The sequence below is a fragment of the Streptomyces sp. SPB074 genome, from assembly GCF_000154905.1.
Taxonomy (GTDB): Bacteria; Actinomycetota; Actinomycetes; order Streptomycetales; family Streptomycetaceae; genus Streptomyces.
Window position 1 is genome coordinate 1195897 of record NZ_GG770539.1, and the last position, 12268, is coordinate 1208164.

Annotated in this window: 8 protein-coding genes and 1 pseudogene; 7 read left to right on the top strand and 2 right to left on the bottom strand. The window is 73.6% G+C overall.

The window, feature by feature from the left end:
* Positions 1 to 125 precede the first annotated feature (125 nt).
* Positions 126 to 2180, bottom strand: a pseudogene (locus SSBG_RS36025) (non-ribosomal peptide synthetase); the annotation flags it as partial.
* Between the two features lie 206 nt (positions 2181 to 2386).
* On the opposite strand from SSBG_RS36025, the gene SSBG_RS04800 reads away from it, so the two are divergent.
* From SSBG_RS04800 to SSBG_RS04810, 3 genes are read left to right on the top strand one after another with little or no spacing between them, the layout of a single operon-like run.
* Entirely contained in the window at positions 2387 to 3412 is a 1026-nt protein-coding gene (locus tag SSBG_RS04800) for a FecCD family ABC transporter permease (protein ID WP_008745093.1), read from the top strand.
* A 3-nt stretch (positions 3413 to 3415) separates the two neighbouring features.
* Positions 3416 to 4498: a FecCD family ABC transporter permease gene (locus SSBG_RS04805; protein WP_008745094.1), complete on the top strand. Its 1083-nt coding sequence runs from the start codon at positions 3416 to 3418 to the stop codon at positions 4496 to 4498.
* A gap of 3 nt (positions 4499 to 4501) precedes the next feature.
* The gene (locus tag SSBG_RS04810; RefSeq protein ID WP_008745095.1) at positions 4502 to 5422 is read left to right on the top strand and encodes an ABC transporter ATP-binding protein; all 921 of its coding nucleotides are present in this window, start codon (positions 4502 to 4504) and stop codon (positions 5420 to 5422) included.
* Here the strand turns inward: SSBG_RS04810 and SSBG_RS04815 are convergent.
* On the bottom strand, positions 5401 to 6354 hold the full coding sequence (locus tag SSBG_RS04815; RefSeq protein ID WP_008745096.1) for a methionyl-tRNA formyltransferase: 954 nt from the start codon (positions 6352 to 6354) through the stop codon (positions 5401 to 5403). The two genes, SSBG_RS04810 and SSBG_RS04815, sit on opposite strands and share 22 nt — an antisense overlap.
* 80 nt (positions 6355 to 6434) lie before the next feature.
* On the opposite strand from SSBG_RS04815, the gene SSBG_RS04820 reads away from it, so the two are divergent.
* From SSBG_RS04820 to SSBG_RS04835, 4 genes are all read left to right on the top strand, one after another.
* On the top strand, positions 6435 to 7754 hold the full coding sequence (locus SSBG_RS04820) for a lysine N(6)-hydroxylase/L-ornithine N(5)-oxygenase family protein (protein ID WP_008745097.1): 1320 nt from the start codon (positions 6435 to 6437) through the stop codon (positions 7752 to 7754).
* Between the two features lie 277 nt (positions 7755 to 8031).
* The gene (locus SSBG_RS04825) at positions 8032 to 9060 is read left to right on the top strand and encodes a LacI family DNA-binding transcriptional regulator (RefSeq protein WP_008745098.1); all 1029 of its coding nucleotides are present in this window, start codon (positions 8032 to 8034) and stop codon (positions 9058 to 9060) included.
* Positions 9061 to 9387: 327 nt separating this feature from the next.
* The gene (locus SSBG_RS04830; protein ID WP_008745099.1) at positions 9388 to 11559 is read left to right on the top strand and encodes an RICIN domain-containing protein; all 2172 of its coding nucleotides are present in this window, start codon (positions 9388 to 9390) and stop codon (positions 11557 to 11559) included.
* A gap of 308 nt (positions 11560 to 11867) precedes the next feature.
* The coding region (locus tag SSBG_RS04835) for an aldehyde dehydrogenase family protein (RefSeq protein ID WP_037868958.1) at positions 11868 to 12268 on the top strand (401 nt) is incomplete at its 3' end.

Genomic DNA, 12268 nt, shown 5'->3' on the forward strand with positions numbered 1-12268 from the left:
TCCGGCGGCGGAGTAGAGGAGTTCGTGGACGCCCTTCCACTCGGCGACGGCCTCGTCTTGTTCTCCGCCGTGAGCGAGGGCACGACGTAGGCGGCGAGGCGGCGGTCGCCCGGGCGGTCCTCGCGGACGACGACGGCGGCCTGGCCGACGGCGGGGTGGGCGCGCAGCACCGACTCGATCTCGCTGGGCTCGACGCGGAAGCCCCGGATCTTCGTCTGGCTGTCGGCGCGGCCGTGGAACTCCAGGCGCCCGTCCGCCTTCCAGCGCACGAGGTCCCCGGTGCGGTACAGGCGCTCGCCGGGCGTCCCGAAGGGGTCGGCGACGAAGCGTTCGGCGGTCAGCGCGGGGCGGCCGAGGTAGCCGCGCGCGAGCCCGGCGCCGCCGAGGTACAGCTCGCCCACGACACCGGCGGGTACGGGGCGCAGCGCGGCGTCCAGGACGTAGGCGCGGGTGCCGGGGTCGGGGACGCCGATGGGCACGATGTGGCCCGCGGGCGTGTCCGGGTCGCACAGGCCGAGGGTCGAGTTGGTCGTCGCCTCGGTCGGCCCGTAGGCGTTGAACATCATCCGGCCGCGCGCGTAGCGGCCCACGAGTTCGGGCGAGACGCGTTCGGTGCCCGCCAGGAGCGTCGCGGTGGGCGGGAGTTCGACGTCCTCGGGCATCGCGGCGAGGAGCGCGGGCGGCAGGATCATGAAGGTGATGCCGTGCGCGTGGGCGTAGTCGGCGAGCGGGGCGCCGGGGACGCGGCGGTCGGCGGGGACGACGACGAGCCGGCCGCCGGAGAGCAGGCCGAGGCACAGGTCCCAGAAGGCCACGTCGAAGCTGGGCGAGGCGAACTGGAGGACGCGGCTGTGCGGGCCGATCCCGAAGCGCTCGCGCTGGGTGGCGAGGAGCTTCGCGACGCCGCCGTGCGAGAGGACGACGCCCTTGGGGCGGCCGGTGGAGCCGGAGGTGTAGATGACGTAGGCGGCGTGCGCGACGGTGAGCCCGGCGGCGGCCTCCGGGTCTTCGGCGGGCAGCGCGGCGAGCGCGGCGACGGTCTCCGGGGCGTCCAGGACGAGGGTGTCCACGGCGTCCCGCGGCAGGTCGGGCAGGACCTCGGCCGTCGTCACGAGGCAGACGGGGCGGGCGTCGTCCAGCATGTAGGCGATGCGCTCGGCCGGGTAGTCGGTGTCGACGGGCAGGTAGGCGGCGCCCGCCTTGAGCACGGCGACCTCGGCGACGATCATGTCCGCCGAGCGCGGTACGGCGAGGGCGACGACCCGCTCGGGGCCCGCGCCCCGGGCCACGAGGGCGTGGGCGAGGCGGGCGGCGCGGGCGTCGAGCTGGGCGTAGGTGAGCTGTTCGTCCTCGTGGACGAGGGCGATCTCGTCGGGGCGCGCGGCGACCTGCTCGGCGAACAGGCGCGGCCAGGTGCGGGCGGGCACGTCGTGGGTGGTGTCGTTCCACTCCACGAGGAGGCGGTGGCGCTCCGTCGCGTCGAGGAGCGCGAGCGCGGCGAGCGGGGTGCCGGGGCGCGCGCTCGCGTCGGCGAGGAGGGTCGCGTAGTGGCCGAGGACGCGGTCGATGGTCCCGGGCGTGAAGAGCGCGGTGGCGTACTCGGCGCGGATCTCCCCGTCCGTCACGGTGAGGGCGAGGTCGAGCGGGCCGCCCTCGTCCCAGGCGGCGGGCCCGAAGCCGGTGGCGCACAGCACGGTGCCGCCCCGGCCCTCCTCCGGGGCGAGCAGGGCGAGGAGTTCGGCGGTGGGCAGCCGGTGGGCCTCGGCCTGCTCGCGCACCTCGGCGACGTGGGCGCGCAGTTCGGCGAAGGTGCGCACCCCGTGGAGGCCGAGGCGCAGCGGGAGTCCCGCGCAGGCGATCGTCAGGTCCTCGGCGCCGCCGCCGTAGCGGTGGAGCAGGGCGGCGAAGGCGGCGAGACGGGTGAGTTGGTCGCCGGCGCCCGTACCGTCCGTCCCGAGTGCCCGCGTGCGGACGGCGCGGGGGCCGGCCTCGCGCGAGTGCGGGAAGTCCTGGGGCAGGGAGGTGCCGGGGACCTCGGCGGCGAAGCGCCCGGTCCAGTGGTCCTGGGCCGTCGCGGCCTCGGTGGTGAGGGATTCCCGGTTACGCGTGTTGCCCGACACAGCTGTGCGCGCCTCCTGATCGGTACGGAGCGGTCCAAGCGGAACCGCGACCCCCCGCATAGTAAGGTAAGGGTTGCCTAACTCAACAGGGCATCAGGCGGGCGACTCTTGTCACAGCGGCTGAGGTTACGCTTGCCTAACCTGCGGGGAGCGGCGAACGGCACCGTCCGGCCGCCGCGAGGCCACCGGCGGCACCCGGGCCCCGGCCCTTCCGGAGGCGGGGCGATGACGACGGAACAGGGCGACAACGGCATGGAGAGCGGCACGTGACCACCGGCGGAAGACTTCGCACCACGGTTCTGGTGACGTTCCTCGTCGCCCTGCTCGTGGTCCTGTGCCTGCTCTCCGTGGCGCTCGGAGCGCGGAGCATCCCGCTCGACGACGTCGTGCGCACCCTCTTCGGGCAGTCCCCGGACCGGCTCACGGACAACGTGATCTGGTCCGTGCGCGTGCCCCGCACGCTGCTCGGCCTCGCGACGGGCGCCGCGCTCGGCATGGCGGGCGGGCTCATGCAGGCCCTGACCCGCAATCCGCTCGCCGACCCCGGGATTCTCGGGGTGAGCGCGGGCGCCTCCTTCGCCATCGTCGTCTCGGTCGCCGTCCTCGGGGTCGGATCGCTGTACGGCTACGTGTGGTTCGCCTTCGCGGGCGCCCTCGTCGCGAGCGTCGTGGTCTTCCTGCTCGGGCGCATGGGGCGCTCGGGGGCGACGCCGGTGAAACTGGCCCTCGCCGGGGTCGCCGTCACCTCGCTGCTCTCCTCGCTCACGAGCGCTTTGGTCCTCACCGACGAGGACGCCCTGGACCGCTACCGCTTCTGGTCGGCCGGCACCCTCGCCGACCGCGACGCCGGCGACCTGACGCGCGTCCTGCCCTTCCTGGCGGTCGGCGCGCTGCTGGCCCTCGCCTGCGCGCCCGCGCTCAACAGCCTCGCGCTCGGTGACGACGTGGCCGCCTCGCTCGGCAGACGGCTCGGCCTCGTCCGGCTCCAAGGGGTGTGCGCCGTCGTGCTGCTGACCGGCGCCTCGGTCGCCGTCATCGGCCCCGTCGTCTTCCTCGGCCTGGTCGTCCCCCACCTCGCCCGCGTCCTCGCGCAGTGGGCGGGCATGGGGCCCGACCACCGCAAGCTGCTGCCCCTCTCGGCCGTGCTCGCCCCCGTACTGCTCCTGTCCGCCGACCTCGTGGGGCGGATGGTGGACCGGCCCTCGGAGATACAGGCCGGGGTCCTCGTCGCCTTCATCGGCGGGCCGTTCTTCATCGCCCTGGTCCGCCGCCGGAAGCTCGCGGAGGTATAACCCGTGTCCGCCCCGCCCTCGTACGCGCCCGCGAAGCGCCCCGCGCTCCGCGACCGCCCCTTCCGCCTGAGCACTCCCCCGGTCTCCGGCGTCCTGCGCCCGCGCCTGCTGCTCACCGGAGTGGCGCTCGCCGTCGGCACCTTCGCGCTCTTCTGCTGGGGGCTCGCGCTCGGCGACTACCCGGTGAGCCTCACCGGCGTCGTCAAGGCGCTCTTCGGCGCGGGCGACGAGGGGACGCTCAGCATCGTCCGGGAACTGCGCCTGCCGCGCGCGCTGACCGGGCTCCTCGTCGGGCTCGCCTTCGGCGTCTCGGGCGCCGTGTTCCAGACGATGACCCGTAACCCCCTCGCGAGCCCCGACATGATCGGCCTCACCGAGGGCGCGGGCACCGCCGTCGTGGCCGCCGTCGTCCTCGGCTGGACCGGCGGCCTCGGCCTCTCCACGCTCGGCCTGCTCGGCGCGCTCGCGACCGCGCTCCTCGTCTACGCGCTCGCGTGGAAGGGCGGCGCGACCGGCTACCGCATCATCCTCGTCGGCATCGGCGTCTCCTGGATCTGCACGAGCGCCACCGACTTCCTCGTCGCGCGCGGCAACCGCTTCGAGGCGCAGGCCGCGCTCGGCTGGCTCGTCGGCAACCTCAACGGCCGTACGTGGGGCCAGGTGGACACGCTCGCGATCGCGCTCGTCGTGCTCCTGCCGCTCACCCTCGGCCTGGGCCGCTGGATGCGCACGCTCCAGCTCGGCGACGACGTCGCCGCCGGGCTCGGCACGCCCGTGCAGCCGGTGCGCCTCGCGCTGCTCCTCGCCGGGGTCGGGCTCGTCGCCTTCGGCACGGCGGCGGCGGGCCCGGTCGCCTTCGTGGCGCTCGCCTGCCCGCAGATCGCCCTGCGGCTCGCCGGCACCCCGGCGCCGCCCCCGCTCGTCTCCGGTCTCACCGGCGCGTTCGTCGTCCTCGGCGCCGATCTCCTCGCGCGCGAGGCGATCCCGGGGACGGAACTGCCGGTCGGGGTCGTCACCGGCGCCCTCGGCGCCCCTGTCCTGCTGTGGCTGCTCATCCGCGTCAACCGCGCGGGCTCTGGAGGCTGAACCATGTCGCTCACCGCGTCGAACGGACCCGAGCTGCGCGCCCGGGACCTGCACCTCGCCTACGACGGCCGCCCGGTCGTCACCGGACTCGATCTCACCGTGCCGACCGGCAAGGTGACGGCCGTCGTCGGCGCGAACGCCTGCGGCAAGTCCACGCTGCTGCGCGCCCTGGCCCGGCTCCTCGCCCCCCGCGCGGGCGCCGTCGAGCTCGACGGGGCGGCCCTGCACTCGGTGCCGACGCGGGAACTGGCCCGCAAGCTCGGCATCCTGCCGCAGTCGCCCGTCGCGCCCGAGGGCCTGACGGTCGGGGACCTCGTGGGCCGGGGCCGCGCCCCGCACCAGACGTGGTGGCGGCAGTGGTCGAAGGCGGACGAGGAGGCGGTGGACGCCGCGCTCGCCGCGACGGGGCTCACCGCGCTCGCCGACCGGGCCGTGGACGAGCTGTCGGGGGGCCAGCGGCAGCGCGCGTGGATCGCCATGGCGGTCGCGCAGGGCACGCCCGTACTGCTCCTGGACGAGCCCACGACGTACCTCGACCTGGCCCACCAGGTCGACGTCCTCGACCTCGTCACGGACCTCAACCGGCGCGAGGGCCGCACGATCGTGATGGTCCTGCACGACCTCGACCAGGCGTGCAGGTACGCCGATCACGTCATCGCGATGAAGGCGGGCCGGATCGTCGCGCAGGGCCCGCCCGCCGAGGTCGTCACCGAGGAGATTGTGGAGGACGTCTTCGGGCTGCGCTGCCGCATCACGACGGACCCGGTCAGCCACACCCCGCTCGTCATCCCGCTGAGCAGGCACCACGGCGACGGGGCACGCCGCGAGGACGGCGCGGCGCGTGCCGCCGGGCCCCGCGCCGAAGGGGCGGCGGTCCCGGTCGGCGCCGGGACAGCCGCCGCTCAGGGCCTCGACGTCAAGTAGCCGCCCATCGTGCGGAAGTAGTCGCCCGCCGCGTACTCGGTGCCGTCCTCCGTGCGCACCCGCCGCACGAGCAGCCCGGGGTGGCGGCCCGTGTGCGCCTCGGGCCCGGCGACGACCACCACGCCGTCGCCCTCGCGGATGAAGATCCGGCCCGGGGTGCCCCCGTAGCGGCCCTCGGAGACGCCCGCGGAGACGATGCGCAGGCGCTTGCCCCGGTGGAAGGCGTAGGCGTTCGGGTACGGGTCCGACTGGGCCCGCACCAGGCGTTCCAGGCGCTCGGCGGGCCAGTGGAAGTCGATGCGGCTGTCCTCGTCGGCGCGCTTGTGGAAGAAACTCGCGCGGGCGCGGTCCTGGGGCACCCACTGGCCGGCGTCGCGCCCGGAGGCGATGAGGCCGAGCGCCTCGCGGACGATCGGCTCGATGAGGTCCACCGTGCGGTGGAAGAGGTCCGTCGCCGTGTCGGCGGGACCGACGGGCACCGCGCGCTGCACGAGGACGTCGCCCGCGTCGAGTTCGCCGTTCATGCGGTGCGCGGTGACACCGACGCGCTCCTCGCCGTTGAGGAGTGCCCAGATGATCGGCGAGAAACCGGCGTAGGCCGGGAGCAGCGAGTCGTGGATGTTGAGCGTCCCGTGCGGGGGCAGGTCGAACAGCTCGGGCGGCAGCCACGTGCGCCAGTTGTTGGCGACGATGATGTCCGGGCGGGCCTCGCGCACGGCGGCGAGGAGTTCGTCGTCGTCGGGCCGGTTGCGCAGCAGGACCGGTACCCCGTTCTTCTCGGCGAGTTCGGCGACGTTGTCGTCCCAGATCTTCTCGTAGGCGTGCTCGCTCCTCGGGTGGGTGACGACGAGCGCCACCTCGTGCCCGGAGTCGAGCAGCGCCCGCAGCGTGCGATGGCCCCAGGTCTGGTAGCCGAGCATGACGACCCGCATATGTGCATCCCTCCACGACCGCATTGCTAGGTAAGCCTTACCTTATCTAACATGGCGTTGCCTGAGGAGGCGATGCAAAGGTGAATGCACCGGTTACGGGTTCCGAGCCCGTCCACGACCTTGTCGGGATCGGCTTCGGTCCGTCGAATCTCGCCCTGTCCATAGCTGTTGAGGAACACAACGCGGACCCGGCGGCGGAGGGCCGTCTCGACGCGCTGTTCCTGGAGCGCCAGCCCCGCTTCGGCTGGCACCGGGGAATGCTGATCGACGACGCGACGATGCAGGTGTCCTTCCTCAAGGACCTCGTCACGTTGCGGAACCCGACCAGCGACTACAGCTTCCTGTGCTTCCTGCGGGAACGGGGGCGGCTGATCGACTTCCTGAACCAGAAGACGCTCTTCCCGCTGCGGGCCGAGTTCCACGAGTACTTCGAGTGGGCGGCGGCCCGCGTCGCGCACCAGGTCTCCTACGGGAGCGAGGTCGTCGCCGTGGAGCCGGTGCGCGCCGAGGACGGCGAGGTCACGTTCTTCGACGTCACGAGCCAGGACGCCACCGGGGCGCGCACGCGGCACCGGGCGCGCAACATCAGTGTCGCGCTGGGCCTGGAGGCGCACGTGCCGCCCGGCCTGGCGCTGGGCGAACGCGTCTGGCACAACAGCGCGTTGATCCCGCGCGCGGAAGAACTGGCGCGCTCGGGCGCCCCGGTGCGGCGCGCGGTCGTGCTGGGGGCGGGGCAGAGCGCCGCCGAGTCGGTGGACTACCTGCACCGCACGTTCCCGGACGCCGAGGTGTGCTCGGTGTTCGCCAAGTACGGGTACACGCCCGCCGACGACAGCCCCTTCGCCAACCGCGTCTTCGACCCCGACGCGGTGGACGTCTACTTCTCGGCGCCCTCCGAGGTGAAGCAGTCCCTGCTCGACTACCACCGCTCGACCAACTACTCCGTCGTCGACATGGACCTCATCGAGGCGCTGTACGCGACGGCGTACCGCGAGAAGGTCGCGGGCCGCGAGCGGCTACGCTTCCTCAACGTCTCCCGGATCAGGGAGGTGCGCCCCGGGGACCCGCTGGACGTCACGGTGGAGTTCCTGCCCACGGGGGAGCGCGAGGTGCTGGCCGCCGACGTCGTGGTGCTCGCCACCGGCTACCGGCCGCGCGATCTCGGCGCGCTCCTCGGCGACGCGGCGAAGCTGTGCCTGCGCGACGACGGGGACGCGCTGCGCGTGGACCGCGACCACCGCGTCGCCACCTCGCCCGAGGTCACGGCCGGCATCTACCTCCAGGGCGGCACGGAGCACACGCACGGCCTCACGAGCACGCTGCTGTCCACGGTGGCGGTCCGGGCGGAGGAGATCCACCGCTCGCTGGCCGGGGAACGGAAGGCCGCGGCCCGGGTCTGAGCCGGGGGCGCGGGGGCCGGCGGCGGGGACCGGCGGCCGGGGAGCGGGAACGCGGTACGGGCGCGGGTCGCGCGCGGGGGACGCGGCCCGCGCCCGGTGAGAGCCCGCGCGAACGCGCGCGTCCCGCGCTCCGTCGTCGCCCCCGCCCACGCGTCGCCGTCACCACCGCCCCGTGTCCGCGTCGCCGTCCCCCGCCCGCGCTCCTGTCCTCGCCCGCGCCCGGCTTGCTCTCGCGCCTCCCCTGACGCAGGGTGGGGCCGACGGACGGGGGTGGCGGATGGGCAGGCGGCCGGGCGGGCGCGTGACGTTCCGGGCCATCGCGGACGAGGCGGGCGTGTCGATCGCCACGGTCTCGCGCGTGGTCAACGGGAGCACGCGGGTCTCCGAGGGGACGCAGCGCGCGGTGCGCGAGGCGGCGCAGCGGCTCGGCAGCGGCTTCGCGCGGACGCGGAGCGGCGCGCCGCCCGTCCTCGTGTACTGCCCGTACGCGCTGACCGACTACTTCGGCACGATCGTCACGTCCGTCGTGGAGACCCTGGCCCTGCACGGCCGCCGCGCGCTCGTGCTCGCGGGCGAGAGCGCGCAGGACGACACGAGCGCGCTGCTCGCGCTGCCCGAGCAGCAGGGCATCGCGGGCGCGGTGCTCGTCCTGCCGCCGGGCTCCACGCGTGATCTGGAGGCGCTGCACGCGCGTCGCTACCCGCTCGTCGTCGTGGACCCGCGCGCCGAACTCCCGGAGACCGTCGCCTCCGTCTCGGCGGCGCACGCGGCCGGGGCGCGGCGCGTCGCGCGCCATCTGCTGGGCCTCGGCCACCGCAGGATCGGCTTCATCGGCGGCCCGGCCGACTGGCTCGCGAGCCGCAACCGCCTGGTCGGCCACACCGCCGCGCTCGCCGAGAGCGGGCTGCTGCCCGATCCCGCGCTGATGGCCGCGATCGCCGAGCCCACGACGCACGAGGGCCACACGGCGGCCCGGCTGCTGCTCTCCCGCACGCCCCGCCCGACGGCGCTCGTCGCCTTCAACGACAAGACGGCGGCCGGGGCGGTCCGGGCGGCGCGCGAGGCCGGCCTGACGGTCCCGGGCGACCTCTCGGTCACGGGCTTCGACGACAGCGAGCTGGGCCAGAGCATCACGCCCGCGCTCACCACGGTCCGCCAGCCGCTGGAGGAGATGGGCCGCATGGCGGTCTCGCTCCTCGTCCGCCTCGTCGCGGGCCACGCCGTGGACACGCTGCACGTCGAACTCGCGACGCCCTTGGTCGTACGGGACTCGACGGCTCCGCCCGCCGCCGAAAGTCGCGTTTGAAACAGAACCCGGCGTCCGGCGGGCCCCACACCCCCCTCTGACGGGCGCCCGGCTCCATCCCTTGCACACGTGAACGCGCCCGCCCGGCCCGGGACCGCCCGGCACGGAGAAGCAGCACCGCTTCTGACCTGCGGCGTCGTCAATCTCCTTGCGCGTACACGTCATTACTCTTGACGCTCCCCCGGCGCCCCTCTAACTTCACCGGTTGTACGCAGAGGTCCGCACCACGAATGTAAATGTTTCACGACCGGCCCCGGGCCGGTCCTCCTTTCCTCCCCCACGGCCGCCAGGCTTCCCCACCCCACCGCCCCCAGGAAGGACACCCGCATGTCCCCTGCCCGTCCCCGTATCCGCCCGAGACGACGCCCCCGGGCGCTCGCGACCGCCGCGAGCGTCGTACTGCTCGGGGCCGGGACCCTCGTCGCCGTGGACGGCACCGCCGCGAGCGCGGCGACGCCCGGTCCCGTCGTCAACCAGGGCAACGGCAAGTGCCTCGACGTGAAGGACGGTTCGACCGCCGACGGCACGCCCGCCCAGATGTGGTCCTGTGCCGGCGGCCCGAACCAGACCTGGACGCTGAACGACAACGGCTCGCTCACCGCCAGGGGCAAGTGCCTCGACCTCGTGGGCGGCGGCACCGCCAACGGCACCGCCACCCACCTGTGGACCTGTTACGACTCGCTCGCCTCGCAGAAGTGGCAGTACAGCGGCGGGCAGTTCGTGAACCAGGCCGCGGGCAAGTGCCTCGACATCAAGGACAACAACAACGCGAACGGCGCCACGCTCCAGATCTGGGACTGCGCCGGGACGCCGAACCAGAAGTGGGACTACGCGGGCGGCACGACGACCCCGCCGAACGGCAAGGACCCCGACCTCGGGCCCAACGTCGTCGTCTTCGACCCCTCGATGCCGGCCTCGACGATCCAGTCCCGCCTCAACTCGATCTTCAACCAGCAGCAGAGCAACCAGTTCGGCGCCCAGCGGTACGCGGTCCTCTTCAAGCCGGGTACGTACAGCGCGGACGTCAACGTCGGCTTCTACACGCAGGCCGCCGGGCTCGGCATGAGCCCCGACGACGTGACGATCAACGGGGCCGTGCACGCCGAGGCGGACTGGTTCCAGGGCAACGCGACGCAGAACTTCTGGCGCGAGGCCGACAACATGTCGGTCAACCCCACGGGCGGCTCCGACCGCTGGGCGGTCTCGCAGGCCGCTCCGTACCGCCGGATGCACGTGCGCGGCAACCTCAAGCTGGACGACGGCGGCTGGTCGAGCGGCGGGTTCATCTCGGACAGCAAGGTCGACGGGCAGATCCAGTCCGGCTCGCAGCAGCAGTTCCTTACCAAGAACAGCTCGATGGGCTCGTGGTCCGGCTCGAACTGGAACATGGTCTTCGTCGGCGACCAGGGCGCGCCCGCGCAGAACTTCCCCACCTACACGACGGTCGGGGCCGCTCCGGTCAACGCGGAGAAGCCCTTCCTGCACGTGGACGGCGCGGGCACCTGGAAGGTGTACGTGCCGGGGCTCCAGAACAACGCCTCGGCCACGACGTGGAACGGCAAGACGCAGACCGGGCGCGACCTCCCGCTCGACCAGTTCTACGTCGCGAAGCCGGGCGCTTCGGCCGCCGACATGAACGCGGCGCTCGCGGCCGGCAAGAACCTCCTCGTCACCCCGGGCGTCTACCACCTCAACCAGACGCTCAAGGTCACCCGGCCTGACCAGGTCGTCCTCGGCATGGGTCTCGCGACCCTCGTCCCGGACAACGGCATCACCGCGCTGACGACCGCCGACGTGGACGGCGTCCGCATCGCCGGGCTGCTCATCGACGCGGGCACCACCAACTCGCAGACGCTCATGGAGGTCGGCCCGAACGGGGCCTCGGCGAACCACGCCGCGAACCCGACGGTCCTCAACGACGTGTTCCTGCGGATCGGCGGCGCCACGCTCGGCAAGGCGACGACCTCGCTCGTGGTGAACAGCAACCACACGGTCATCGACCACACGTGGGCCTGGCGCGCCGACCACGGGAACGGCGGCACGGTCGGCTGGAACACCAACACCGCCGACACGGGTCTCGTCGTCAACGGGCAGAACGTCACCGCGTACGGCCTGTTCGTGGAGCACTACAAGAAGACGCAGGTCATCTGGAACGGCAACGGCGGGCGCACGTACTTCTTCCAGAACGAGCTGCCCTACGACCCGCCGGACCAGGGCTCCTGGATGAACGGCTCGACGCAGGGCTACCCCGCCTACAAGGTCGCAGGCGGCGTGACCAGCCACGAGGCGTGGGGCCTGGGCAGCTACGCCTTCGCCCAGGTGAACCCGTCCGTCGTGGAGGAGCGCTCCTTCGAGGTGCCGCAGACGAGCGGCGTCCGCTTCCACGACATGGTGACCACCGTCCTCGGCGGCAAGGGAACCATCAACCACATCATCAACAACGCGGGTGCCAAGGTGACGCCGAGCAACAACGTCGCCTACCTCACCAACTACCCGTAAACCGCGTCCGGTTGTCACCGGAACGGGGCGGCCTCCTCGACCGCGGGGAGGCCGCCCCGGCCGCCCGCGGGGACAAGCGCGGGTTGCCGACTTCCGCTCGCGAGCCCGGCGCACGCCATGGCCCACGATCAAATGGCATGGCTAGGATGATCGTTGCTCAACCAGATCTGACCGGTTGTGAGCATTCGGCAGCGAGCCGGTGGTTCCGCGCGCCCGCCCCCACCACGCGAACCCGGTCCCGCCGTGTGCCCCGGCCTCCCCGCCCGCCGGGGGCCCGCCCCGGACCACACCGACTGGAGACGCACCCGATGCCCCTGCTCGATCCCGCCGCCTGGCAGCCCCGACCGCTCTCGGGCGCCGCGCACCCCGTCACCGAGCCCGCCACCGGGGACACCCTGGGCCACTACCGCCTCGCCACCACCGCCGATCTGGCCGAGGCGGCCCGCGTCGCCGACGCCGCCCGCCACGCCTGGGCCGCCCGCCCCCACGCCGAACGCGCCGCCGTACTGCGCCGCGCGGGCGAGCTGTTCACCGCGCACGCGGCCGAACTGCGCGACTGGATCGTGCGCGAGACCGGATCGATCCCCGGCAAGGCCGCGTTCGAACTGCACGTCGCCGCCGAGGAGTGCTTCGAGGCCGCCGCGCTCGCCTCGCGCCCGCTCGGCCAGGTGCTGCCCTCGGAGGCCCCCCGGCTCTCGTACACGCGCCG

What these genes read in the sequence shown, in the direction of transcription:
- SSBG_RS04830 (WP_008745099.1), top strand. Translation starts at nt 9,388, where the DNA reads ATGTCCCCTGCCCGTCCCCGTATCCGCCCGAGACGACGCCCCCGGGCG.
- SSBG_RS04810 (WP_008745095.1), top strand. Translation starts at nt 4,502, where the DNA reads ATGTCGCTCACCGCGTCGAACGGACCCGAGCTGCGCGCCCGGGACCTG.
- SSBG_RS04815 (WP_008745096.1), bottom strand. Translation starts at nt 6,354, where the DNA reads ATGCGGGTCGTCATGCTCGGCTACCAGACCTGGGGCCATCGCACGCTG.
- SSBG_RS04825 (WP_008745098.1), top strand. Translation starts at nt 8,032, where the DNA reads ATGGGCAGGCGGCCGGGCGGGCGCGTGACGTTCCGGGCCATCGCGGAC.